The 23,919-nt window shown below is 68.9% G+C and carries 19 protein-coding genes and 3 pseudogenes; 7 read left to right on the top strand and 15 right to left on the bottom strand.

The genetic code is table 11. The annotated features are described in order from the left end of the window. Window positions 1–28: 28 nt before the first annotated feature. Together AB0924_RS31565 and AB0924_RS31560 are read left to right on the top strand one after the other, a co-directional pair. The gene (locus AB0924_RS31565; RefSeq protein ID WP_366913204.1) at window positions 29–1,504 is read left to right on the top strand and encodes a P-loop NTPase fold protein; all 1,476 of its coding nucleotides are present in this window, start codon (window positions 29–31) and stop codon (window positions 1,502–1,504) included. Then, on the top strand, window positions 1,420–2,142 hold the full coding sequence (locus AB0924_RS31560) for a hypothetical protein (protein ID WP_366913253.1): 723 nt from the start codon (window positions 1,420–1,422) through the stop codon (window positions 2,140–2,142). The genes AB0924_RS31565 and AB0924_RS31560 overlap by 85 nt, the downstream gene beginning before the upstream one ends. Window positions 2,143–2,825: 683 nt before the next feature. Here the strand turns inward: AB0924_RS31560 and AB0924_RS31555 are convergent. Then, on the bottom strand, window positions 2,826–3,593 hold the full coding sequence (locus AB0924_RS31555; protein WP_366913203.1) for a transposase: 768 nt from the start codon (window positions 3,591–3,593) through the stop codon (window positions 2,826–2,828). 173 nt (window positions 3,594–3,766) lie between these two features. Here AB0924_RS31555 and AB0924_RS31550 point away from each other — a divergent pair, with 173 nt between their 5' ends. Together AB0924_RS31550 and AB0924_RS31545 are read left to right on the top strand one after the other, a co-directional pair. Continuing rightward, window positions 3,767–4,978: a hypothetical protein gene (locus tag AB0924_RS31550; protein ID WP_366913202.1), complete on the top strand. Its 1,212-nt coding sequence runs from the start codon at window positions 3,767–3,769 to the stop codon at window positions 4,976–4,978. Between the two features lie 642 nt (window positions 4,979–5,620). Beyond that, window positions 5,621–7,277, top strand: a pseudogene (locus AB0924_RS31545) (Helicase associated domain protein). Window positions 7,278–7,435: 158 nt separating this feature from the next. Here AB0924_RS31545 and AB0924_RS31540 read toward each other — a convergent pair. The 9 genes and pseudogenes from AB0924_RS31540 to glyA form a co-directional block, all read right to left on the bottom strand. Beyond that, window positions 7,436–8,307, bottom strand: a pseudogene (locus AB0924_RS31540) (IS5 family transposase). A gap of 207 nt (window positions 8,308–8,514) precedes the next feature. Beyond that, window positions 8,515–9,852 (bottom strand): amino acid permease, encoded by a 1,338-nt coding sequence (locus AB0924_RS31535; protein ID WP_366913250.1) that lies wholly within the window; start codon window positions 9,850–9,852, stop codon window positions 8,515–8,517. A gap of 396 nt (window positions 9,853–10,248) precedes the next feature. Beyond that, window positions 10,249–11,103 carry a formyltetrahydrofolate deformylase gene (gene purU / locus AB0924_RS31530; RefSeq protein WP_366913201.1) on the bottom strand — a complete coding sequence of 285 codons (855 nt, stop codon included), beginning with the start codon at window positions 11,101–11,103 and terminating at the stop codon, window positions 10,249–10,251. A gap of 10 nt (window positions 11,104–11,113) precedes the next feature. Continuing rightward, a complete protein-coding gene (locus AB0924_RS31525; RefSeq protein ID WP_366913200.1) occupies window positions 11,114–12,493 on the bottom strand; it encodes an L-serine ammonia-lyase in 1,380 nt (459 codons plus the stop codon). Then, window positions 12,490–13,083: a sarcosine oxidase subunit gamma family protein gene (locus AB0924_RS31520; protein ID WP_366913199.1), complete on the bottom strand. Its 594-nt coding sequence runs from the start codon at window positions 13,081–13,083 to the stop codon at window positions 12,490–12,492. The genes AB0924_RS31525 and AB0924_RS31520 overlap by 4 nt, the downstream gene beginning before the upstream one ends. Beyond that, on the bottom strand, window positions 13,073–15,934 hold the full coding sequence (locus AB0924_RS31515; RefSeq protein ID WP_366913198.1) for a 2Fe-2S iron-sulfur cluster-binding protein: 2,862 nt from the start codon (window positions 15,932–15,934) through the stop codon (window positions 13,073–13,075). Before AB0924_RS31515 ends, AB0924_RS31520 begins: the two co-directional genes overlap by 11 nt. Further along, complete coding sequence (locus AB0924_RS31510; protein ID WP_366913197.1) at window positions 15,934–16,236, bottom strand: sarcosine oxidase subunit delta; 303 nt, start codon at window positions 16,234–16,236, stop codon at window positions 15,934–15,936. Before AB0924_RS31510 ends, AB0924_RS31515 begins: the two co-directional genes overlap by 1 nt. 26 nt (window positions 16,237–16,262) lie before the next feature. Beyond that, window positions 16,263–17,510: a sarcosine oxidase subunit beta family protein gene (locus AB0924_RS31505; RefSeq protein ID WP_366913196.1), complete on the bottom strand. Its 1,248-nt coding sequence runs from the start codon at window positions 17,508–17,510 to the stop codon at window positions 16,263–16,265. After that, on the bottom strand, window positions 17,510–18,844 hold the full coding sequence (gene glyA, locus AB0924_RS31500; RefSeq protein ID WP_366913195.1) for a serine hydroxymethyltransferase: 1,335 nt from the start codon (window positions 18,842–18,844) through the stop codon (window positions 17,510–17,512). Before glyA ends, AB0924_RS31505 begins: the two co-directional genes overlap by 1 nt. Before the next feature lie 99 nt (window positions 18,845–18,943). Here glyA and AB0924_RS31495 point away from each other — a divergent pair, with 99 nt between their 5' ends. Beyond that, window positions 18,944–19,621 carry a GntR family transcriptional regulator gene (locus AB0924_RS31495; RefSeq protein ID WP_366913194.1) on the top strand — a complete coding sequence of 226 codons (678 nt, stop codon included), beginning with the start codon at window positions 18,944–18,946 and terminating at the stop codon, window positions 19,619–19,621. 50 nt (window positions 19,622–19,671) lie between these two features. Here AB0924_RS31495 and AB0924_RS31490 read toward each other — a convergent pair. The 5 genes and pseudogenes from AB0924_RS31490 to AB0924_RS31470 all read right to left on the bottom strand — a co-directional run. Continuing rightward, window positions 19,672–19,776: pseudogene (locus AB0924_RS31490) on the bottom strand (SAM-dependent methyltransferase); the annotation flags it as partial. A 306-nt stretch (window positions 19,777–20,082) separates the two neighbouring features. Further along, window positions 20,083–20,895 (bottom strand): alpha/beta hydrolase, encoded by an 813-nt coding sequence (locus tag AB0924_RS31485; RefSeq protein ID WP_366913192.1) that lies wholly within the window; start codon window positions 20,893–20,895, stop codon window positions 20,083–20,085. 135 nt (window positions 20,896–21,030) lie between these two features. Beyond that, on the bottom strand, window positions 21,031–21,603 hold the full coding sequence (locus tag AB0924_RS31480) for an aminotransferase class I/II-fold pyridoxal phosphate-dependent enzyme (protein ID WP_366913191.1): 573 nt from the start codon (window positions 21,601–21,603) through the stop codon (window positions 21,031–21,033). 37 nt (window positions 21,604–21,640) lie between these two features. Continuing rightward, window positions 21,641–21,868, bottom strand: coding sequence for a hypothetical protein (locus tag AB0924_RS31475; RefSeq protein WP_366913190.1), 228 nt, complete (start codon window positions 21,866–21,868; stop codon window positions 21,641–21,643). Continuing rightward, entirely contained in the window at window positions 21,865–22,530 is a 666-nt protein-coding gene (locus tag AB0924_RS31470; protein ID WP_366913189.1) for a 4-carboxy-4-hydroxy-2-oxoadipate aldolase/oxaloacetate decarboxylase, read from the bottom strand. The genes AB0924_RS31475 and AB0924_RS31470 overlap by 4 nt, the downstream gene beginning before the upstream one ends. A 74-nt stretch (window positions 22,531–22,604) precedes the next feature. Between AB0924_RS31470 and AB0924_RS31465 the strand changes: the two genes are divergently transcribed. Continuing rightward, entirely contained in the window at window positions 22,605–23,510 is a 906-nt protein-coding gene (locus AB0924_RS31465) for a LysR substrate-binding domain-containing protein (protein ID WP_366913188.1), read from the top strand. 184 nt (window positions 23,511–23,694) lie between these two features. Beyond that, entirely contained in the window at window positions 23,695–23,841 is a 147-nt protein-coding gene (locus AB0924_RS31460; RefSeq protein WP_366913187.1) for a hypothetical protein, read from the top strand. Window positions 23,842–23,919 lie beyond the last annotated feature (78 nt).

Here is a 23,919-nt window from a genome sequence, read left to right as displayed (position 1 = left end):
CTTCCACAGCGACCAGGGGTGGGTAGGCATGGACGACGGCGCTTCAATCAACGTCAACAGTCTCCTCAACGGGGACGACCCAATTGAGGACGCCAGCGAAGACCTGCTGCAGCGCTCCGGGCTCGCGGACGCCTTCGCGGCGGAAATCCACAGGACCTCTGCGAAGCACGGCGCGGTTGTCGCGCTTACGGGAAAATGGGGCTCGGGCAAGACTTCTCTGCTGAACCTCACCGCGAGTGCCCTGGAATCGCTCGACGACGTCCAGGTCGTCAAGTTCAACCCGTGGTTCTTCTCCGGAACCGACCAGCTCATGCGGTTCTTCTTTGACGAGATCGCCGGACAGCTGCGCGACGAACGCGGGCTGAAGGACAGACTCAAAAGCGCGAGCCGCACAGTCGCCGAGCGCCTGGGCAGGTACTCATCCGCTCTGTCTCCGCTGAAGTTCATCCCTGGCGCCGGGGCCGTTCTGGAAGGTGCAAGCGCCGTCGCCACCGGAGCGTCCAAGCTCCTGGGCGAGGAACAGGAGACCATCCACCAACAGCGCGCGGAGCTCACTGCACTCCTCGCCGCTCTGCCAGGGCGGATCGTGGTTTTCGTCGACGACATCGACCGCCTGTCACAGCAGGAGATCCGCGATCTTTTCCGGCTCGTGCGTTTGACGGGGTCGTTCCCGAACATCGTCTACGTGCTCTGCTTCGACCGTTCCGTAGTGGAGAGGGCGCTGACGGACGGGGCTGTCGAGGGATCCGCGTACCTCGAGAAGATCGTGAAGATCGCGATGGACGTGCCTCCGCTCCCCACGCAGGCGCTCTCGCCAGTCATCGGCCAAGGACTGGCCGAGGCGCTTGACGGGATCGACGTCGGACCGTTCGACGAGGCGCGGTGGCCGGACATGTTTGTGCAGGTCGTTCTTCCCCTGTTCTCCACCATCCGGGATGTGAAGCGGTACTTGGCGTCAGTGCCTCTGACCGTTCGCAGCCTGCGCGCAGAAGTGAGTCTCGTCGACGTTCTGGCTCTCGAGGCGCTCCGTGTCCGGTATCCCGCAGCACACGACCTGCTGCTGGCTTCGGTGGATCTGCTCACGGGAACCAGCACGATCTATCAACGCGACAACGGGCAGACTCCGCGCGAGAAGGCGTTCGTGGAGGACTTCACCCTTCTCCTGGACGGGCACGCCCAGTCGGTCATCCGTCTGCTGTTCCCCGCCGCCGAAAGGCTCTTCGGCGGCAGCAACTACGGCTCTGACTGGGTACCGGCCTGGGAACAGGACCGGCGCGTGGCCTGCAGAAGTGTGCTGGACTTCTACCTCCACCGGCAGCTTCCCGCCGGACGGGCACCCATTCGGTGCATCGAGAGCGTCGCAGGTGCGATCGGCGACGAGTCCGCCCTCACCGAGGCGCTGGGACAGGTGCCGGACCCATGTTGGACGATGTCCTCAAGCGTCTTGTCCCCTACCTCCGTGATGTGTCCGAGGAGCAGGTGCTGCCCACGGCCAAAGCGCTGATGCGTCAACTGCCGCGCATCCGCCTGGGATCTACTGGGATGCTGTCTCCGGGCGGTGAATGGGCTGTCTTGAGCCCAGTGAGAGCTCTGCTCCGTACGCTCGGCGAAGACGCGGTCGAGCCCATCGTTCGCAGCCTTTTCCACAGCATCACGAGCCTCTATGGAAGGGCTCTTCTGCTCAGTGTCGTCTCGGGCGGCTCGGACGACCGAGGGGTGATCACGGAGGACGCCGCCCAGTCTCTCAGGGGGGATCTCTTCTCCCAGCTTCACACGGCGCGTCCCGAGGACCTTGCCGGCGAAAGGATGCTGCTGCAAACACTCCTCATGGCGACGGCAGGTACAGATGATCCTTCCCCCCTTGAGTCGCGGTCCGATCCCCGGGTCGTCGCGCGCCTGCTGGAAAGCGCGACGGCGCCTGTGCACAGCCAGACGATGGGCAGCGTGGCGGTGCGGACGGAGAAGCGGTTCGCCTGGGATTCGCTGGTGAACGTGTTCGGGGGCACGACGCTTCTGGCGGAAGCCGTCGCGTCCGTGCGCCGGTCCCTCGACGACGGGACGATCGAGCCCAGCGAGGAGCTGGCAGACGCTTTGGCCCTGTACGAGAAGTACTCGGCAGGATGGCGGCCTGAGGAATTCTGACCTCACTCGGTCATGACCGTCGTACAGAAGTGACCGGCATATTTACGCCAACGGCCTCGGCGACGACCGCGCGCTCATCGTCGTCTCGGCAGCCTCCAACCGGTCCGAGGCCGACCAAGACCCCACCACCTGGCTGCCACCGGCGCCGACAAGACCCGCTGGACCCTCAGCATCGACACTGCCGGACAAGCCGCGCTCGACCAGGAGCTGATCCACTGCCTCGACGTACCGGTCACCGTCACCACAGCCCGCTGACATCCACCCGTCGCCCGCCCATTGAGGACTCTTCCACCCGTGACGGGTGAGGGATGCCGCGGCAGCACGGCACGTGGCCTGGGAACGGCAGATGGGCCTCCCCGCAGGTCGGGGAGGCCCATCCTGGGGCGCCGGCTCACCGGCCGGCGTCACCTACCGCCACTGGCAAAGGGGGGATCAGTGGCGGTTCCGCGGTGGTAACTCCAGGAGACCTCATCGACGTACCGGCCACGGTTGTTGCGCAGCGTCCAGCCGAGAACCGCGGCCCGTTGAGAGACCGGCAGCCCGTGGTCGGCCTGCACGCGGGTGAGGAAGTCGGCGGCCAGGTGCCGGGCCTGCGGTGAGGACGTGGCGGGGCACTTCGGCTGTCCCGTTCTCCGGCTGTATTGAGTGGCGTCCCTCTAGAGGTTGTCCCGTATGGGTGTGAGTTATCCGGTGAGGGCGAGGTTGTGTAGCCGAGCGATGCCGAGGATGGCTTGGTGAACCCCGTTGCCCTTGAGGCGGCAGTCCCGCAGGACCTTCCAGTTCTTCAGCCGGGACAGGGCGTGCTCCACCCGGGCTCGAGCCCGACGGTGGACGGCGTTTTCCGCCTCCTGCTGCGGACTCAAGGTCTTCTGCCCACGTCGTCTGCGGTGCGGGATGAGCAGGCCGGTGCCCTGGTAACCGCCATCGGCGATGGTCGGTGCACCACGGCAGGCCCGGTCGACGCCGGATTCCGTGAACGCCCGGCAGTCGTTTCGACTACCGGGAAGCGGGAGGCCGATCGCCACCACCAGACGGCTGTTGGCGTCGATGACGACCTGGAGGTTGGTCGAGTAACGGTAGTTCTTGCTGGAGGCGGCGATGCTGCGATCGCGCGTGGGCACCAGAGTGCCGTCGACGATATAGACAGTGTCCTTACGCGGCCGACGAGCCGGCGAGATCGCCAGCAACGGCGCCAGATGATCGAGGATCCGGTCAGCTGCCGACTTCGACACCCCAAACAGCGGCGCCACCTGCCGCAACGTGAGGTTGGTACGCCAGTACGTCGCCACCAGCAACACCCGGTCAGCCAGCGGCAGCCGCCACGGCCGGCCCCGCTGGACGTCACCACCGCGGCGTCGCACCAGCGCGACCAGCTTGGCGAACTGCACCTCGGTCAGCCCGGAGAACGGCTCGATCCACTTCGGATCATCAGCTGAAATCACCCCACCCATGCACAGTCAACGCACCAACCACCACACCGGTTACGGGACAACCTCTAGACCCAAACGGGACGATGACCTTGATCGTGGGACGTCGAGGTCCTGGCAGCTGTGGTCAGCGACCCTCGACGTCGTCGAAGCGGCTGGAGGCCATCGTGTGGGAACACAGCATCGGGACCTTCCCCGTGGACTTCACCGAGCACGGCAACGAGTGGGCCCACCACCTTGGGAACGCTATGGGCGGAGGGTTTCGCCGCATCAGCGGCACTGACAGCCACGGCGGCCCGGTGGAAATGGGGCCGCCCCTCGACGACTCCATGACGAGCATCCTGCGCGTCCACCCTCACCCCGACGGCATCAGCTGCACGGTCGTCGGCGACGTCGGCACCCCGTCAGCGGACCAGGTAGACCCCTGGCGGACTGGCGCGCGGAAGGCCGTGGACGAGATCGGACACCACCAGCGGACTCACGTATGGGATGCGCTTGTTGGGGTCAGCCCGTCCGCCGGGCAGGGATTCCACCCCTTGGGGCAGATCAGGGCGACAGACGTAGGGCCGCTGACCCTCGCCCCTGGTGGTGTCCACATGCGCGAGTTCCGAGGGCAGGACCGAGTCGACTCGCAGTTCATCACGATCTCCCACAGCTTCCCCGTCGTCGTCACCGGCCAGGTCGAGACCTACCACTGGGACCCCGTTGTCCCGGTCGCTCAGGCGCAGTTGCGCCGTCTCTGCGCTCTCCTGACGCTGCACCGGAGGCAGCTGTGGGAGCCCCGGACGCTCCCCTGGCTTCAGGGCCCCAAGGGGTCGGTTCTGAAGATCCCGACTTCGGTCGGTCCCGAATTCCCCAGCCCGCACGGGGAGGAGTGGACCGGGGAGGTCCCTCCCGGGACAGGAAACTGGAGGCTGCCGCTGTGGGTGCTTGGGGCATGGGAGAGGCTGGACGGCGACCCCGAACTGGAGACCGCGCTCAGCGCGTACTACGAGGCCGTACGCCTGGGGAGACGTCATCCGTCGCTCTCGCTGCTCACCTTCGTAGCCGCGATCGAGGGCGTCGGTATGAGGTCCGTCCCAGACTCCATGTGCGACTGCCATCCCGCGTGCAAGCACCACAAGGGAGTTGCCGAGAAGCGGTTCCGAAAAGCACTCAAGACCGTGCTGACGCAGAAGCAGGTGAAGGAGCTCGCGGGCCCGCTGTACGACCAGCGCTCGCGTACGGGGCACCGAGGGGCGTTGTTCGGATCGGAGCAGGTCCTCGGCTACGGCGGCCACGCGGGGCCGTTCCAGGTCAACCCGTACTTCCAGTTCGAGGCGGTGCAGCTTGGTCGACTGGCGCAGGTCGCCAATGACGTTCTGGTCAAGGTGTTGAGTGAGCCGGCAGTAGACCCGGGCCATAGCTGACCGAATCGGACCCCGCTCCCCCACGTAGAGAAAGAAGGAAGGAAGGAGAGTCTGCATGGTGACCTGCGGGATATGCCATCATCCGTGCTCGCACGCGTCGGTCGGCGCTCCTGCTCGACAAGGCATCCGACTAGCTCTACTCAGGGCAAACCTACCGATCCATGAACAACCGCGCAGCTATAGGCAAATCCTGCAACGATCACCACAATCCGAAACGATCACTACAGTCGCAGGTCAGCGGATCGCCTAGCGCCTCTGCCGCACAATTCCCCTGCTCAAGGCGACGCCACGTCGCGGCACAGTATCCCGAAACGATCACTACATCCGCAGGCCAGAACACTGCCCACTCAGTGATCAACAGCGTATTTGTCACTGGTCGCGAGCATGGAAGACTCCCCCGACTCCCCCTTCGGCAGCCGCTGCTACACGCTCACGCTGTCCGAGGCGATCGACCGCGGCATCTGCGCGCCGTATCAGGTGGTGTGCGTCGACGTCACCGACACCCAGCTCCAGGCCGCCCTGCTCCTCGGAGCGGACGGGCGTTCCGAGGCAGTGCGCGGGGCCCGCCTCGCCGCCCTGCAGACCGCGCTGGTCAAGGCCTCCGCCGAGGAAGGCTTCCGCCGCACCCTCGTCTTCCACCACATGGTCAAGGAGGCCGAGGCGTTCGCGGCCGGCCTGCCCGGCGTCGCAGAACGGCTGCATGCCGCCGATCCGGAGCTGTATCCGCGCGATGTGTGGGCGAACTGGCTGTGCGGTGACCACCGGGCCGACCACCGACGGCGCATCCTCAGCGAGTTCACCGACGGCATCGCCACCGACGGCACCGTCGTCGAGAAGAGCTACCTCAGCTCCGTGAGAGTGCTCGGCGAAGGCGTCGACACCCACGCATGCGACTCCGCCTACTTCGCCGACGTACGCGGCTCCATGCCCGACCTCGTCCAAGCCGTCGGCCGCGCCCTACGCATCCACCCCGGCGAAGGCAAGACGGCCTCACTGGTCGTGCCGGTGCTGCTCGGACCCGGGGAGACGGTGGACAGCATGCTCACCAGCCGCGCCTACGGCGGACTCGCCAAACTCCTCGAGGCACTCCGGGCACACGACACCCGCGTCGTCGAGGCACTCGCCGAACCACAAGCACGCAGCCGCGTCAGAGGCGTACAGACCCGCTCCGCAGGCGAGAACGACGAGGACCGGGAGAGCGCGGACGCCGGTGAGCAGGACCTGTTGTCGGCGCCTGCCCGGGAACTGCTGAAGTTCTCCACCCCCCGCGACCCGGCCGCGCTCGCCGCTTTCATCAACCTCCGTGTCCTTAATCCCGAACACGCCCACGGGCGGCGCGGTTTCGAGGCCGCCACCCTCTACCACCGGCTCCACGGCGACCTACGCGTCCCCTTCACGTACCGCGTCCCCTCTGCGAGCGACCAGAAGACGGAAGACGAGGAGTGGCCGAGCGCTCTGGCGGCCTTCCCACTGGGACAGTGGATCGCCGACGCCAGAAGGTTCCAGGCTCGCGGCGACATGGATCCCGAGCGCGTCGAGCATTTGAAGAAGCTCGGCATGGTCTGGTCCCACTACGACATCGCATGGGAAGAAGGACTCACCGCCGCCCGCGGATGGGCACAGGAACACGGGCACCTCGCAGCACCGACCGACGCCACCTTCCAGGGTTATCGCGTAGGGATCTGGCTGAAAAACCAGCGCGCCGCAGCCCGACGAGCAGCGGAGAACGAGCAGCGGCGCGCCCAAGGGCTACCGGCACAGTCGGCCGCCGGAGCCCTGTCACAAGAGCGGCGCGAGCAGCTCGAGGACATCGACCCCGCCTGGTGCCCCACCTGGCCCGTCGACTGGCAACGCTGCTTCCACCTCACCCGACAACATCTGGACGGCGGCGGAACGCTGCCCACGACGCCGGGCAGACCTGGGGCGCTGGGTACGCGCACAGCAGCTCGGCTTCGACAAACTCACCGACGCCCAGCAATGGCTGTGCGAACACATACTCGGGATTCAACCCGCAGCCGACGACGAGAAGCCCACGCCGCGGCGCAGCCAAGCCGACAAATGGGCCATGAACTACGAGGCCGCCAAGCAGTACTACCAACGCGAAGGACACCTACGCGTCCCCAGAAGCCACACCGAACGGATCACTGTCGGTGGCACCGGAGATGGCGATAGCCACGAAGACCAAGAGATCCGAGAGGTGAAGCTAGGGGCATGGGTCGGGAACCAGCGCTCCAGAGCCGCGGCGTTGACCTCGGAGCGGGTCGAGCAACTGGCCGCCATCGGCATGCGCTGGGCGTAACAGACGGCGTACGTGTTCACCCCTGTCAAGCGTACGTATCGCGTACAGACCGCGCGCAAAGCCGGGGCATTTAGCGTACGCAGTGCGTACGGATGCCATTCGACTACAGCGGCGCTTGGGCATGGTGCGATCAGTCGCTACGACTGTCGTTAGTGGCGTCATCGGTCGTCACCGATCGGCATCGCAACGGCCCAGGGGTGGTCCAGGGGCGACCACTCGGCCGACAGCACTCGCGAGCCGCCGCGCTCGGATTCGTAGCGGGTGGCGATACCGCGCCACTGCTTCAGGCGGTGGATGCACCGCTCAACGGCGTTGCGCTGTAGGACTCGCGGTCGAAGGCCGGTGGTTCTGCCGTCCCGGCTGCCGCGTCGCAGCCGGTGGCTCCGCTGATCGGCGGGCACTACGCCCGGACTCCGCGCCTGCGCAGGTGGTCGCGGATCGAGCGGGACGAGTAGGCCTTGTCCGCCAGGACCACGTCCGGCCTGGTGCGCGGACGACCACGCCGTCGGGGAACGCGCAGGCGGTGACGTCCGTAAAGGCGGGTGCGTCGCCGGCCTGTCCGGCGGTGAGAACGAACGCGAGGGGCCGGCAGCGAGCATCGGTTGCGAGGGGGCTTTTCGTGGTCAGTCCGCCGCGGGACCGGCCGATGGCGTGGTCGGCAGGTTCGCCGCCGGGGCCCCTTTTTGCGGGCCCCGGCGGCGCGCTGGTGAGCGCGCACGATCGTGGAATCCACCTACACGGCCCAGGCCAAGGCCAGCTCCTCGTCGGCGTCAGCCTGGGCCATCAGCGCGGTGAACACCCGCTCCCACGTGCCGTCGACGGCCCACATCCGCAGCCGGTTGTAGACGCCCCGCCAGTTGCCGTACTTCTCCGGTCCCGTCTGGAACTTGGAGGCGATCGCGTCAATCACCTGGCGGTGATCCCGCCACCGGCCACCCCGCTTCGGCGTCCGGTCCGGAAGCAACGGCTCGATCCGCGCCCACTGCGCATCTGTTAACGGCACACCCGGACCAACGACCGAGCGATCCATTCGATCGTCAACCGCTGTCCTCCCCGCGTGGGAGACGCGTCCCGCCGCACCCCCTCTGACCTGCACAAATGCCAGGCGAGAGGGGGTGGGGGCGCCCAGGCGAGAGGGGTGGGGGCGCATCTGGGACTTCGCCGGGGCTTCCCGCGCGATTGCGGCGACTGCACCGCACCGCGGAAGAGCCGACGGCCGCCCTCGGGGGCTTGTGACCTATGGGCGGCCGGCTGTGTCGCTCCGGCCGCTACCTAGCCTGTCGCGCACCAGGGCGACGGCGACCACCAGCGCCGCGACCAGGCCGGAGAAGGTCAGCTGTTCGCGCCCGGAGGGGTCGGTGAGCATGTAGGCGAGCACGAACACGATCATGAGGATCGTTGCCCATGTCAGGTACGGGAACAGCCACATACGGACGACCAGCTTGTCCGGGTTCTCCCGCAGAATGATCCGCCGCATCCGCAGTTGGGTGAAGGAGATCACGAGCCAGACGAAGAGGGCCACCGCTCCGGAGGCGTTGAGCAGGAACGCGAACACCGTGTCCGGCCACTTGTAGTTGAAGAAGACGGCGAGGAAGCCGAAGGCCACCGAGGACAGGATCGCCGCTCGGGGGACGCCGTGTGTGGACGTGTGGGCGAACGACTTGGGGGCATCGCCGCGGCGGCCCAGGGAGAAGGCCATGCGAGAGGCGGTGTAGAGGCCGGAGTTGAGACAGGAGAGCACGGCGGTGAGCACGATGACGTTCATGATCTGGCCGGCGTGCAAAATGCCGATGACGTCGAGGGTGGCGACGTAGGAGCCCCGCTCCAGGATGGCCTTGTCGTTCCACGGGAGCATCGTGACCACGATGAAGATCGAACCGAGGTAGAAGACCGCGATGCGCCAGATGACGCTGTTGGTGGCCTTGGTGACCGCGCGTTGCGGGTGCTTGGACTCCCCCGCCGCAAGGGTGACGATCTCGCTGCCCATGAAGGAGAAGACCACCAGGAGCACACCCGTGAGGATGGCGCCGGGCCCGTGCGGGAGGAAGCCGCCGTGGGCCGTGAGGTTGGCGAGTCCGACCGGCTTCTGGTGCGAGCCGGGCAGCAGGCCGAGGACGGCGAGCCCACCCAGCACGATGAAGGCGGCGATCGCGACAACCTTGATGCCGGCGAACCAGAACTCGAACTCGCCGTAGCTGCCGACCGAGACGAGATTGGTGGCGGTGAGCACGACCATCACGATCAGGGCCCATCCCCACCGCGGGACGGCCGGGACCCATCCTTCGAGGATCACGGCCCCGGCCGTGGCCTCGACCGCCATGACCACCACCCAGAAGAACCAGTAGAGCCAGCCGATCGAGAACCCGGCCCAGCGGCCCAACGCCCGGTCCGCGTAGGCCGAGAAGGACCCGGAGGTGGGATGTGCGGCGGCCATCTCGCCGAGCATCCGCATCACGAGGACGACCATGACGCCGACGAGAGCGTACGAGACGAGGATGCCGGGCCCCGCAGCCGCGATTCCGGAGCTGGAGCCGACGAACAGGCCGGCGCCGATCACGCCGCCGATCGCGATCATCGACAAGTGACGGTTCTTCAGGCCGGCTCGGAGGCCGTCGGGAACGACGGGGCCGGACGGTTGCTCCACCGTCGTGGTGGTGTTCTGTTGCACGGTCATGGATCCCTAACAGTCGAAGGAATGCGGGAAGGCTCTGAGACCGATCGAGCTGGGTCAGATGCGCAGCGCCGGAACATGCCCGGCTTCAGCGCAGTCGGAGGCTTTGAACAACTAGTCGCCGACTGGTATATCAATGCGGTGGCAAGCTATGTTCCGTTGCGTCAGCGGGTCAAGGGGTCGGCAGGCTTTCTCCTGTGGCTCTTGTGGCGGAGGAGGAGGCCGACGCCCCTCAGGACGTGGGCCTCCTCCTCAGCAGGCGGCGGGCGGTGGCACCACGTGGACGCGGCGCGGTCGTCGTCAGCTGAAGACGACGGTGCGGTTGCCGTGGAGCAGGATGCGGCCCTGGCAGTGCCAGTTGACGGCGCGGGCCAGCGCCAGGCGTTCGGCGTCGCGGCCGACGGTGACGAGCCGGCCGGGGCCGGCTCGATGATCGACGCGGATGATCTCCTGCTCGATGATCGGCCCTTCGTCCAGGTCGGCGGTGACGTAGTGGGCGGTGGCACCCACGAGTTTCACGCCCCGGCGGTACGCCTGGTGGTACGGCTTGGCTCCGGCGAAGCTCGGCAGGAAGGAATGGTGGATGTTGATGGCCCGGCCTTCCAGCCGCTTGCACAGATCGTCGGAGAGCACCTGCATGTAACGGGCGAGGACGACGAGGTCGACGCGGTGTTCCTCGACCAGGGCCAGCAGCCGGGCTTCGGCCTGCGGCTTGGTGTCCGCCGTGACGGGGATGTGCTCGAAGGGCAGGCCCTCGGCCCCGGCCAGTGGCTGGAGGTCGGGATGGTTGGACACCACCAGGACGATCTCGGCGTCCAGCGTGCCGCTGCGCCACTGGTAGAGCAGGTCGGCCAGGCAGTGGTCGAACTTCGACACCATCACCAGCACGCGGGGCTTCACAGAGGCGTCCCTGAGCTGCCAGTCCATCGAGTGGTCGGCCGCCACGGGGTCGAAGGCGTCCCGGAGGCGGTCCAGGGTGGCTCCGGCAGCGGGCACGGTGAAGCTGGTGCGCAGGAACACGCTGCCCTGGTCGGCGTCGTCGAACTGCTGGTGCTCGGTGATGTCGCACCCGTGCCCGAGGAGGAACGACGTCACTGCGTGGAGCACGCCGGGGCGCTCGGGGCAGCTGAGGGTGAGGACGAACTCGCTTCTCATGAACGGCTCCTCAGCATTCGACCACGTTGAGGGCGAGACCGCCGCGAGCGGTCTCCTTGTACTTGTCCTTCATGTCGGCGCCGGTCTCCCGCATGGTCTTGATGGCCTTGTCGAGGGAGACGTGGTGGGTACCGTCGCCGTGCAGGGCCATCCGTGCCGCCGTGATCGCCTTCAGGGAGGCCACGGCGTTGCGTTCGATGCAGGGGATCTGGACCAGGCCGCCGACCGGGTCGCACGTGAGGCCGAGGTTGTGCTCGATGCCTATCTCCGCGGCGTTCTCGACCTGTTCCGGTGTTCCGCCCAGGACTTCGGCCAGGCCGGCGGCCGCCATCGAGCAGGCGGAGCCGACCTCGCCCTGGCATCCGACCTCGGCACCGGAGATCGACGCGTTCTCCTTGAACAGCACCCCGATGGCGGCCGCGGTCAGCAGGAAGCGGACGATGCCGTCCGGGCCGGCGCCGCGCACGAACCGCTCGTAGTAGTGCAGGACCGCCGGGACGATGCCGGCCGCGCCGTTGGTCGGTGCGGTCACCACCCTGCCGCCCGCCGCGTTCTCCTCGTTGACGGCAAGCGCGTACAGGGTGACCCACTCCATCGCGCGCAGAGAGTCGGTCTCCGCCTCGGTGTCCGCCGCCAGCAGCTTGCGGTGCAGGTCGGCCGCCCGGCGGCGTACCTTCAGCCCGCCGGGCAGCACCCCGTCGTGCGCGCAGCCGTTGCGCACGCACTCCTGCATCACCGACCAGATGTGCAGCAGTCCGGCGCGGACGTCGTCCTCGCTGCGCCAGGCCAGTTCGTTCTCCATCATGATCGAGCTGATCGGCAGTCCGGTGGCCCGGGTGTGCGCGAGCAGTTCGTCGCCGGTGGTGAACGGATGGCGCACCGGTGTGCTGTCCGGGACGATCCGCGGGCTGCCGGCCTCGCTGTCGTCCAGTACGAAACCGCCGCCGACGGAGTAGTACGTGCGCCGCGCCAGGCACCGCCCGTTCTCGGCCGTGGCCTCGAAGGTCATGGCGTTGGAGTGGAAGTCCAGGCGCTTGGCGCGGTGCAGGACGACGTCGTCGTCGATCTGGAAGCCGATGGGGTGCTTGCCCAACAGCCGCAGGGTCCGCGTCGCCCGGACGCGTTCCATCGCCGGCGCGGCGACGGCGGGGTCGACGACCTCGGGGGCCTCGCCCTCCAGCCCCAGGACCACGGCTTTCACGCTTCCGTGGCCGTGGCCGGTAGCGCCCAGCGAGCCGAACAGCTCGACGTGGACGCGGCTCGTCTCCCCCAGCAGGCCGTCCTGCTCCAGGGCGTACGCGAAGGAGTGCGCGGCGCGCATCGGGCCCACCGTGTGGGAGCTGGAGGGCCCGATGCCGACCTTGAACATGTCGAAGACACTGATGCTCATCCGGTGTCTCCCCGGTACTCCGTGCAGGCGTCGACGAGCCAGGTGGCCAGGTAGGAGGCGAAGGACGAGCGGACCAGCAGCCATACGCCGGACGCCGCTTCGTCCCGGACGACCAGGGTGATCGGGGCCTGCGCCAGCACGGTGGTCAGGCACGAGCCGACCGGAGTCACCCGCGGGTCCAGGTCGATGGCGCAGCCCTGGGCCAGCACCGTGCGGACGAGGTGCCCGGACAGCGCAAGCGTCGTGCGCTGCGCGGAGACGTCGGTGACGGTCGCGAACTCGTCCGCGACGGCCGCCCGCAGCTGCGCCAGGAGGTCGTGCCGCCGTCCTTCGGGGGCGACGAGCAGCCATTCGTCGGGGCCCATCCACAGCGCCTTGACGTCTCCGGACATCTCCGCGCGCAGGGGGCCAGGCAGCGTGAGGGCCAGGGCAGCCTCGACCGCCTTCGCCGCCGGGCTGCCGGGCTCCACCCGCAGGGTGAGCTGGGTCAGAAAGGGCAGTTCCCGTACCCGCAGTCCGGTGGGCAGCTGCGCGAGGGTGTGCTGCCACTCGGCGAGCGGGCTGAAGCGGGTGGATGTCTCAACCGTCACGGCGAGTTCCCTCCTTGTCGAAGAGCACGGGGTCGGTCACGGTCACCGGAACGGTCCGGCCGTCCAAGGGGACGTAGAGGGTCTCGCCGATGCGCTCGGTGCCGGAGCGCACCAGCGCCAGGGCGAACGTCCGCTGCAGCGCGTCGCTGCGGTAGCTGGAGGTGACGTGGCCCAGCATGGGGACCGGGGGCGCCGGGATGTCGCCGGTGGCGATGATCTGGGCGCCTTCGGGCAGCAGCACCCGCTCGTCGACCGGCAGCAGGCCCACCAGCTGCTTGCGGTCGCCGCGCCGGTTCTCCGCGCGGGTGAAGGAGCGCTTGCCCAGGAAGTCGGGCTTCTTCTTGGATACGACCCACGACATGCCGAGGTCCTGCGGGGTGATCGTGCCGTCGGTGTCCTGCCCGATGATCGGGTACGCCTTCTCGGCGCGCAGCACGTGCATCGTCTCGGTGCCGTACGGCGTGATGCCGAACGCGCTGCCGGCCTCGTACAGGGCCTTCCATACGGTGATGCCGTCCCAGGCGGGCACGTTGATCTCGTAGGCGAGTTCACCGGAGAAGCTGATGCGGCACACCCGCGCCGGGATGCCGGCGACCGTGGCGTCCCGCCAGGACATGAACGGGAAGGCTTCGTTGTCGACGTCCAGGCCGGGGGCCACCAGGGCCAGCACCTCACGCGAGCGCGGGCCGACCAGGGGGATGGTCACCCAGTGCTCGGTGACGGAGGTGAGGTGCACCCGCAGGTTGGGCCACTCCGTCTGCAGCCACTCCTCCATCCATTCCAGGATCTTGGCCGCGTTCCCCGTGGTGGTGGTCAGCAGGAACTCCTGCTCGGCCACGTGGATCACGGTGCCGTCGTCGATGGCCATTCCGTCGACGCCGCACATGACGCCGTAGCGGACGCGGCCCACCTTGAGCGTGCTCATCATGTTCGTGTAGAGCCGGTCCAGCAGCACTCCGGCGTCCGGACCCTGCACGTTGATCTTGCCGAGCGTGGAGCCGTCCATCATCGCGACGCCCGTGCGGGCCGCCCGGCACTCGCGCAGCACCGCCTCGTCCATGGTCTCCCCCGGCTGCGGGTAGTACCACGGCCGCGTCCACTGGCCGACGTCCTCGAACAGGGCGCCTTGCTCGACATGCCAGGGGTGCAGTGCGGTCACCCGTGCCGGGTCGAACAGTTCGCCGCGGTTGCGGCCCGCGAGGGCGGCGAACGCCACCGGTACGGCGGGCGGACGCAGGCGCATGGTGCCGAGGTCGGCGACATCGACCCCGAGCGCCTCGGCGACGATGCCCGAGGTCATCACCCCGGACGTGCGGCCCTGGTCGTGGGCGGTGCCGATCGTGGTGTAGCGCTTGACGTGTTCCACCGACCGCAGGCCGGCCCCGACCGCCCGCAGCACGTCGGAGACGAGGGCGTCGCGCTGGAAGTCGACGAACTGGTGCGCGCCGTCCTCACCCTCCCGCGGGCTCGGCGCCCGCCACAGCACCCGGCCGGGCGCCGCCTCCGGAAGCGGGCCTGCGGACGGCAGCTGGATCATCTCGCCGGTCCTGCCCAGGGCCGACAGGGCCTGCCAGGCGGCGTCCACGCCGTCGGCCAGGCAGCCGCCCAGCGTGAAGGTGCCGCTCGCCGCTCCCGCCGTACGGACGGCGTCCAGGGCCTGCGCGGGCACGAAGGCGCCGATACCGGCGTCGTAGCGCAGGGAGCCGCGGGCCTGGCTGAAGAGGGCCACGGCCGGGTTCCAGCCGCCGGAGACGAGCAGCAGATCGCAGTCGATCCCCCGCCGATCACCGAGACGTCCCTGGCCGAACTCGGCGACGTGGACACGGGAGACGCGCTCGATGCCGCTGGTGCCCGTGACGACGTGGCCGGCGAACACGTCGATGCCGTGCTCGCCGCACGCGGTGCGCCAGTGCGCGGGCACCTCCTCGCGGGCGTCGACGACGGCGGCGATCCGCACGCCCGCGTCGGCCAGTTCGAGCGCGGCCGGGTAGGCGCTGTCGTTCGTGGTGAACACGACGGCCCGCGCTCCGGGCAGGACACCGAAGCGGTTGAGGTAGGTGCGCGCCGAGCCGGCCAGCATGATGCCGGGGCGGTCGTTGTCGTCGAAGGCGACCGGACGCTCGTAGGCGCCGGTGGCGTACACGACCTGCCGGGCGCGGATGCGCCAGACGCGCTGCCGCGAGAGATGCGCGGGCGCCGCGGCACCGAGGTGGTCGGTGCGCTTTTCCAGGGCGAGGACAAGGCCGTCGTCGTAGTGGCCGAAGGCCGTGGTGCGCCGCAGCACCTGTGCGTCGGGGCAGCCGTCGAGTTCGGCGAGGACCTCACGGACCCACTCGGTGGCGGGCTTGCCGTCGAGGAGTTCCTGGCTGCCGAGCAGCGAACCGCCCGGCTGGGGAAGCTCGTCCACGAGGATCACGCGCGCTCCGGACCGGGCGGCCGCCAGCGTGGCGGACAGTCCGGCCGGACCGGCGCCGACGACCAGGACGTCGCAGTGGGCGTGCATCGTGTCGTAGCGGGCCGTGTCGGGCTGGCTGCTCAGCCTGCCCTGGCCGGCCAGCCCCCGCGCGACGAGGCCGTCGTAGAGCTCCACGGTGGTGGACGTGAGCATGGGCTCGGGGAAGGGAGACTCGATCTGCACCAGCGCGTTGGGCTCTTCGACACCGGCGGCCAGGACACCCCGCGGCCGCCCGTGCTTGATGCTGGTGGCCACCCGGTGCACCCCGTTGGCCAGCAGGGCGGAGGCGAGGGTGTCGCCGGGGTGCCCGGTGTAGTCGGTGCCGTCGAAGGTGAAGGACAGGGTGGTGTCGCGGTCGATGTGCCCGTGACGACGGGCCCGGAACGGGTTGTTCATCAGCTGGCCTCCTGGCCCTGGCGCTGCGCGGTGAGGGGGTTCTCGGCCCTGATGTCGTAGACCGCGAGGAACTCGTGGGTGGCGGTGTCGCGCAGGGCGTTGAACCAGCGCCGGCAGCCGGCCGAGTGCACCCACCGTTCGGCGAACGGGCCTTTGGGGTTGTCGCGGAAGAAGACGTACTGGGCCCACTGCTCGTCGTCGAGCGCGTACGGGTCTTCCGGATAGGCGACGTGCGCCTGTCCGCCGTAGTGGAACTCCGCTTCCTCGCGCTCACCGCACCAGGGGCAGGCTATGAGCTGCATGTCGATCTCCTTGGCTGGGACGGCGGTCAGTGGGCGACGGCTGCTGCGCCGTGCTCGTCGACCAGGGCGCCGGTGGTGAAGCGGGAGAGGGTGAAGGGCGCGTTGTAGGGGTGCGGTTCGCCGGTCGCGATGGTGTGTGCGTAGCACCACCCGACGCCCGGTGTGGCCTTGAAACCGCCGGTGCCCCAGCCGCAGTTGAGGTAGAGGTTCTGGACGGGGGTCAGGCCGACGATGGGAGAGGCGTCCGGGGTGACGTCGACGATGCCGGCCCAGGTGCGCAGCATGTGTGCGCGGGCGAAGACCGGGAAGAGCTCCAGTGCGGCGGCCATCTGGCGCTCCAGGATGTGGAACGCGCCGCGCTGCCCGTAGCCGTTGTAGCTGTCGATGCCGGCGCCCATGACGAGCTCGCCCTTGTGGGCCTGCGAGACGTACACGTGCACGGCGTTCGACATCACCACGGTCGGGTGCACGGGCTCCAGCAGTTCCGAGACCAGCGCCTGCAGCGGGTGGCTCTGCAGGGGAAGCCGCAGGCCCGCCATGGACGCCAGCACCGAGGAGTGTCCCGCGCCCGCGAGGGCGACCTTGCCGGCGGCGATGCGGCCCCGCGTGGTCCGCACCCCGGTCACGCGGCCGCCCTGGACGTCGATGCCGGTGACTTCGCAGTCCTGTATCAGGTCGATGCCGTAGTCGTCGGCCCTTCGTGCGAAGCCCCAGGCGACGTAGTCGTGCTTGGCGATGCCCGCCCGTGGCTGGTAGGTGGCGCCCAGCACCGGGTAGCGCACGTCGGGTGAGACGTTGACGATGGGACACACCTTGGCGACCTCGTCCGGCTCCAGCCACTCGGCGTCGATGCCGTTGAGCTGGTTGGCGTGGACGCGGCGCTTGCTGTCGCGGATGTCCTGCAGGCTGTGGGCGAGGTTGAGGACGCCGCGTTGGCTGAAGAGGATGGGGTAGTCGAGGTCTTCCTCGAGGGTCTCCCACAGCTTCAGCGAGTGCTCGTAGATGCCGGAGCTCTCGTCCCACAGGTAGTTGGACCGGATGATGGTGGTGTTGCGGGCCATGTTGCCGCCCGCGAGCCAGCCCTTCTCCAGCACCGCGATGTTGGTGATGCCGTGGTTCTTCGCCAGGTAGTACGCGGTGGCCAGACCGTGCCCGCCGCCGCCGACGATGACGACGTCGTAGGACGGCTTGGGGTCGGGGTTGCGCCACAGGAAGTCGGGGTGGTCGGGCAGGACGTCACCGGGCAGGGTGGGAGTGTTGTCGTGTGCGCGCATCACTGACGAGCCTCCTGGGCCGGGCTTCGCGGGTCGTCGGGGTACAGCGGGAAGCGCTCGGTGAGGACTTCGACGCGTGTGCGTAGGGCGTGGGCCACGTCGGCGTCGAAGCCGGGGAGGAAAGCCGTGGCGATGATGTCGGCGACCTCGGTGAACTCCTCGGCGCCGAAGCCGCGGGCGGCCAGCGCGGGGGTGCCGATACGGACGCCGGAGCTGACCATCGGCGGGCGCGGGTCGAAGGGCACGGCGTTGCGGTTGACGGTGATGCCGATCCGGTGCAGCCGGTCCTCGGCCTGCTGGCCGTCGAGTTCGGATGCGCGGAGGTCCACCAGGACCAGGTGCACGTCCGTGCCTCCGGTCAGCACGCTGACTCCGGCGGCCCTGGTGTCCTCGGCCAGTAGCCGCTGGGCCAGGATCGCGGCCCCTTCCAGGGTGCGGCGCTGACGGTCGGCGAACTCCGGCTGGGCGGCCATCCTGAACGCCACGGCCTTCGCCGCGATCACGTGTTCCAGGGGGCCGCCCTGCTGGCCGGGGAACACAGAGGAGTTGATCTTCTTGGCGAGTTCGGCGGTGGACAGGATCACGCCGCCGCGGGGGCCGCCGAGCGTCTTGTGGGTGGTGGTGGTCACCACATGCGCGTGCGGGACGGGCGAGGGGTGCAGACCGGCGGCGACCAGGCCGGCGAAGTGGGCCATGTCCACCATCAGGTAGGCGCCGACCTCGTCCGCGATGCCGCGGAAGGCGGCGAAGTCCACTTGCCGGGGGTACGCCGACCAGCCGGCCACGATGAGCTTCGGCCGGTGCTCGTGGGCGAGCTTGCGGACCTGCTCCATGTCGATGCGGTGGTCGACTTCGCTGACCTGGTAGGCCGCCACCTTGTACAGGCGCCCGGAGAAGTTGATCCGCATGCCGTGGGTGAGGTGGCCGCCGTGCGCCAGGTCCAGCCCCAGGATCGTGTCGCCCGGCTGCAGCAGGGCCGCCATGACGGCGGCGTTGGCCTGCGCGCCGGAATGGGGCTGCACGTTGGCGGCCTCGGCGTCGAACAACTGCTTGACGCGGTCGATCGCCAGTCGCTCGACGACGTCGACGTGCTCGCAGCCGCCGTAGTAGCGGCGGCCGGGATAGCCCTCGGCGTACTTGTTGGTCAGCACCGAGCCCTGGGCCTGCATGACGGCGAGCGGTGCGAAGTTCTCGCTCGCGATCATCTCGAGTGTGCCGCGCTGCCGGGCGAGTTCCGCCGTGATGGCTGCGGCGATCTCCGGGTCGAAGTCGTCGAGCTGGGCTCCGAGAACGGCGGATCGGGCCGCTCGCTGATCGGGGGTGTGGGCAGTCATGGGAGTCCCTTGAGAGCGACTGAAAGACGACTGATATATCAATTTCCTGTTGCGTACACTAGGAGCGCGCATCGAGGCGCGTCAAGGGAGGGTTTTCGAGTGACTTCGCCGGCGGTCGCCGGTCAGAGCCAGGGAACCCTGGCCGACCAGGCATACCGCGCCATCTCGGACCGTCTCGTGACGCTCCAGATCCGCCCCGGGGAGCCCGTCAACGACGAGCGGATAGCCGCCGAGCTCGGCTTCGGCCGCACCCCTGTCCGGGAGGCCCTCAAGCGGCTGGAGCACGAGCGCCTCATCATCGCCTACCCCCGGCGCGGGACCTTCGCCACCGAGGTGCAGATCGCCGATCTCGGGCACATCTCGGAAGTACGCCAACGGCTGGAGCCTCTCGCCGCGGCACTGGCGGCTCAGCGGGCCGGCGAGGGTGAGCGCGGTGAACTCAGCCGACTGCTGGCACAGCTCGCGAAGGCGACCGACCGCGGCCTCGCGGACGTGACCGACGGCGGCACGGACCTGATCCGGCTCGACATGTCGGTGCATCGCGCCATCTACGCGGCGACCCGCAACCCGTACCTCGAGGACACCATGATCAGGTACGACAACCTGGCCACCCGGATCTGGTGTCTGTTCATCGACCGCCTCCCCAGCCTGGCGGGCCATGTGCACGAGCACGGGCCACTGCTGCGCGCCATCATCGACCGTGACGCGGACAAGGCAGAAGCGCTTGCCGCGGGGCACGTGGAAGGGTTCGAGACGGCGATCCGCGGCGTCATCTGATCCCGTCTCCTACCGGCGCACCGGCACAGGCGGAGCGTCGGGGAGGCTCGCTACCGGCGGACCGCCGAGATCAGTCCGCCGGGCCGCTCCTCGCGCTGCGGCGGGGTGCTGATCGGGCGACCGTAGGCGGCGGCGCACTCGCGCAGGGTGGGCGCGGATGTCGGCGGCGAGGGTACGCAGGTCCCTCTGCATTCCCTGCTGCTGCGCTGCGTCCATGACTTGGCGCACCTCGTGGATGCCGGTGTGGACGGTGGCGATGCCGTCCTGCACCTCGATGAGCCCGTTGTGCTCGCGGGGCAGGTCCGGACCGGCGGAACCGTCCTCGTCGCTGATCCGGAACTGGTGGTACTGCACGGGCACAAGCCCGCGTCCGGCTTGGTCGATCATGGCGTGCCCCCCTGTGTCCGTCGCTCTGGTCAGGGCTTGACCCGCCACCACACCGGCGGGAGCAGAGCCGGCTCTCATTCCGCGCGTGCGACGAGGTCGGCGATGCGGGCCCACATCTGCGGCGGGTTCGAGTACATCGGGAAGTGGGCGCAGTGCTCGATCTCAGCGAGTTCGACGCCGCCTTCGGCCAGGGTGGGGAGGTAGGAGAGCGTGTTGTTCTGCTCTCCGTACATGAACATCCTCGGCACGGGGAGCGCGAGGAACCGGTCGAGCAGCTTGCCGTGGTCGGAGAGGTCGACCATAGACTCGAAGATGGCCCTGACTGCTCCGGCCCGGACCTTGTGGAGAAGGCTGGATGCGTACAGGGCGCCGCCGTAGAAGCGTGAGCCGCCGACGCGTTCACCGAATCGGGCCAGGAACTCCTCGGGATCGTCGTGGGCGTGGGTGAGGATCTGCCGGCTGAGGAAGCAGTCCTCGGGAGCGACGTTGCCCTCGATGTTGGTGAAGCTCGCGGCCCTGCCGGGATCGCGGTCGGCGAGCAGGAGCGCGGTCAGGCCGCCCATCGAGTGTCCGACGATGTGGAACCGGTCGATCTGCCGCGCCTTGAGCACCTGCTCGGCGACGGAGACGAGGAACGGAATGGAGACGGCACCGAGGTCTGCGCAGGTGCTGGCGCCGCAGCCGGGCGCGTCGTAGGCCAGGACAGGACGGCCGGCGAGCCGCGGCTGCTGGATGACGTCCGCGTAGTCCTCCTTCGTCGAGCCGAAGCCGTGCAGGAACACCAGGGGCGTGCCGGTGCCGTCACGGTGGAGGCCGGACACCTCGACGCGGGTCGTGCCGACGGTGAGGGGAAGGGTGAAGCGTTCGAGCTTCCTGACAGGGCTCATCGGGCTGCCTCCAGGGTGCAGGGTCGGCTGGTACCGCGCGGACCCGAGGGCGGTGTGCAGTCGCTCGATCGCGGTGATCAAGGTGTCGTCGTCGACAGCGAAGCACACACGGATGCGGCCGGGCGCATTGAACGCCTAACCGGGTACGACCGCGAGGTGAGCGGTGTCCAGGAGCCAGGCGGCCAGGTCGGCGCTGCTGTTCCAGCCGCGGTCGCGGAGCAGGCCGCTGACGTCGGGGAAGGCGAACATGCCGCCGTCGGGCAGCTGGCACTCGATCCCGTCGATGCCGTTGAGCGCCTCGACCAGCAGGGCGCGCCGGCGCCGGTAGTCGCGGGCGGCCTCGACGGGGGTGGCGCTGTCCCCGAGGGCGGCGAGGGCGGCCCGCTGGTTGACCGTCGGGACGTGGGTGATCGTGCGGGAGACGTGCCGGCGCGCCGAGGCGATGATCTTAGGCGGCGCGGCGAGCCAGCCGACGCGCCAGCCGGTCATGGCGTGTTCCTTGGACACTCCGCCCACGACGACGGTACGGGCGCGCAACTGCGGCGCCGCCGCGAGGACGGACCGGTAGGTGTCGGTGTAGTCGAAGGCGCGGTAGATGTCGTCGCTGATGATCCAGACGTCGTTGCGCTCGGCCCAGTCGGCGATCTGCCGCAGCCGGTATTCCGGATGGACGGCGCCGGTGGGGTTGCCCGGGGAGGAGAGGATCACCGCTCGGGTGCGCGGGGTGCGGCAGCCGTCGAGTGCCTTAACGGACAGCCGAAACTACGTCGTCGAGGAAGTCGCCCACCGTGCCGCCGGCCTCGTCGACCGGTTCGTAGGTGACGGTGAAAACCGGGCCGACGGTCCGCTGGCCCTGGCGCAGGGCGCCGATGCCGTGGAGGGATCCCGGGAGCCCCAGCGAATCGAGGGCGTCGGACACGGACGCAGTGGACAGGCCGCTGGTCGGCTCAGGCCTGGTGGCAGGGGCGCTCATCGGACCTGCTCCTTCTCTCCGGCGAGGCGGGCGTCGTGCATGGCCTGGGAAAGGGGCGCGCCCGCGCGTACCTCGTCGGCGATGGCGCGTTCCCGGGCAACGATCGCGGTGGCGATCTGGGCCACTTCCTCGGCCCGGCCCCGCGGGACGACGGCGATCCCCGTCTCGTCAGCGACGATGACGTCGCCCTGCTCGACCGTGAGCCCGGCGACACGGACCGGCTCGCCGGTGGAGCGCTGTTGCAGCCTGCCCCGCGCCGTGGCCGGGATCGAACCTCGCGAGAACACCGGGAATCCCAGCTCCCGGGCCTCCGCCACATCGCGGCACACGCCGTCGGCGACGACCCCGCGCACACCGCGCAGAGACGCACCCAGGCTCAGGATGCCGCCCCAGCACGACACGTCGGTGTGGCCCTGGTTGTCGACGACGATCACGCTCCGGTCGTCCGCGTTCTCGACGGCCGTGGTGGCGATGTGGGCCCCGGCGGGGCCTTCGGTACGCGGTTCCAGTCCCACGGTGACGGCGAATCCCACGACGGTCGCGGGCCCCCACACCGGACGGATGTCACCGATTCCGCAGGGCATCCCGAGCCGGTCGAGCGCGTCGCTGACCGCAGCGGAGTCGAGCGCTGCGAAACGGTCCAGGAGAGATGTATTGCTCATGGCCTCCACCCCACCAGCCGCCCGCTATATTCGGAAGGTCTGATTTCCTCTACCAGTAAGAGGCTGAGCAACTCATGGTGGAGATCCGGCAGGCCCGGTACTTCGTCGCGGTCGCCGAAGAACTCCACTTCGGCCGCGCGGCCGGGCGGCTGCAGATGTCCCAGCCACCGCTGTCCCAAGCGATCAAGCAGCTCGAACGGCAGCTCGGCTGCGAACTACTGCACCGCACCCAACGCTCGGTCGCCCTCAGTCCCGCCGGAGCCGTGTTCCTCGACCACTGCCGCGCCCTGATCCGGCACGCCGAGGAAGCCGAGGCCGCCGCCCGGCAGGCCGCCACCGGGCACGGCGGACGACTGAACCTGGGCGCCGTCGCCTCGGCCTTCTCCTGGCCCCTGCCCCTGGTGCTGGAGCGGTTCCACGAGACCGTGCCGGACGTCGAAATCCGCACCCAGGAGATCGACACCCACGAAGCCGCGGCGGGGCTCCTGGACCGCTCGCTCGACTGGGCGATTGTGCGCCAGACCGCCCCGGTACGCGGCACCACGGCGACCCCACTGTTCGCCGACCGGTTCGTCGCGGCCCTGCCCCTCCACCACCCCGCCGCCGATGCCACCGGACCGCTGGACCTGGCGGACCTCGCGGGCGCCCCGTGGGTGTGGCTACACCGGCAGATCTCACCCGACTACCACGACGCCATGGCCAGCATGTGCCGAGCGGCCGGATTCAGCCCGGTCCCGGCCCACTGGGCGCGGTCGGTGACCTCACAGATCGCCATGGTCGAGTGTGGGCTCGGCGTCACCGTCGTACCCGCCGCAGCATCCACGTCACGCCCCGCCATCCGGTTCAGACCGCTCCGTCACACGACAGCGACCATCGACCTCACCGCCATGACGAGGTCCACCCCCGGCGCACTGGCCGAACGCCTCACCGCCATCGCGACGCACCTGACCAAGGAACAGGCACCACCGCCACACGACTGACTGCGAAGGGCGAACCCACTAGTGTGATGCGCCGGAAATCCTGAGGGTTAGTTCTGCTCTGTTTTCTGGCCGGTGGTTCCCAGGCATCGTTGCCAAGAAGGACAGCACCGCACCGGCCGAAGGAACGGACCAGTGGCCATCGGTAGCCGGATCCTGGAAATACGTCGCCACCATCGTCATCGGTATGGCCGCCCTGGCCTGGGCCGTGTGGGGCGCCCTTGTCGACGTCCCACGCTGGTACATCCTGCTCTTCGGCACACTGCTGGTCTTCGGCGGCGTGACGCTCCGTGTCGCCTACAAGCTCCGCCGGAACCGCTCCGCATCCAAGTGATGCGTTCGTCAGGTCAGCCGTAGAGAGGTTGCGCTTGATCACGGCCTTGGGAGGCGGGGAGCGGCTGTACGGGCAGCG

The organism is Streptomyces sp. NPDC047869, from assembly GCF_040704065.1.
Taxonomy (GTDB): Bacteria; Actinomycetota; Actinomycetes; order Streptomycetales; family Streptomycetaceae; genus Streptomyces.
The sequence above is the reverse complement of the archived record's forward strand: the minus strand, read 5'-3'. Positions and strand labels throughout refer to the sequence as shown.

Coding starts and splice junctions, on each gene's coding strand:
- AB0924_RS31505 (WP_366913196.1), bottom strand. CDS start 17,510: ATGCGCGCACACGACAACACTCCCACCCTGCCCGGTGACGTCCTGCCC.
- AB0924_RS31555 (WP_366913203.1), bottom strand. CDS start 3,593: ATGGGTGGGGTGATTTCAGCTGATGATCCGAAGTGGATCGAGCCGTTC.
- AB0924_RS31560 (WP_366913253.1), top strand. CDS start 1,420: ATGTTGGACGATGTCCTCAAGCGTCTTGTCCCCTACCTCCGTGATGTG.
- AB0924_RS31510 (WP_366913197.1), bottom strand. CDS start 16,236: ATGCAGCTCATAGCCTGCCCCTGGTGCGGTGAGCGCGAGGAAGCGGAG.
- glyA (WP_366913195.1), bottom strand. CDS start 18,844: ATGACTGCCCACACCCCCGATCAGCGAGCGGCCCGATCCGCCGTTCTC.
- AB0924_RS31565 (WP_366913204.1), top strand. CDS start 29: ATGGACGACGGCGCTTCAATCAACGTCAACAGTCTCCTCAACGGGGAC.
- AB0924_RS31475 (WP_366913190.1), bottom strand. CDS start 21,868: ATGAGCGCCCCTGCCACCAGGCCTGAGCCGACCAGCGGCCTGTCCACT.
- AB0924_RS31515 (WP_366913198.1), bottom strand. CDS start 15,934: ATGAACAACCCGTTCCGGGCCCGTCGTCACGGGCACATCGACCGCGAC.
- AB0924_RS31470 (WP_366913189.1), bottom strand. CDS start 22,530: ATGAGCAATACATCTCTCCTGGACCGTTTCGCAGCGCTCGACTCCGCT.
- purU (WP_366913201.1), bottom strand. CDS start 11,103: ATGAGAAGCGAGTTCGTCCTCACCCTCAGCTGCCCCGAGCGCCCCGGC.
- AB0924_RS31485 (WP_366913192.1), bottom strand. CDS start 20,895: ATGAGCCCTGTCAGGAAGCTCGAACGCTTCACCCTTCCCCTCACCGTC.
- AB0924_RS31465 (WP_366913188.1), top strand. CDS start 22,605: ATGGTGGAGATCCGGCAGGCCCGGTACTTCGTCGCGGTCGCCGAAGAA.
- AB0924_RS31535 (WP_366913250.1), bottom strand. CDS start 9,852: ATGATCGCGATCGGCGGCGTGATCGGCGCCGGCCTGTTCGTCGGCTCC.
- AB0924_RS31460 (WP_366913187.1), top strand. CDS start 23,695: ATGGCCGCCCTGGCCTGGGCCGTGTGGGGCGCCCTTGTCGACGTCCCA.
- AB0924_RS31525 (WP_366913200.1), bottom strand. CDS start 12,493: ATGAGCATCAGTGTCTTCGACATGTTCAAGGTCGGCATCGGGCCCTCC.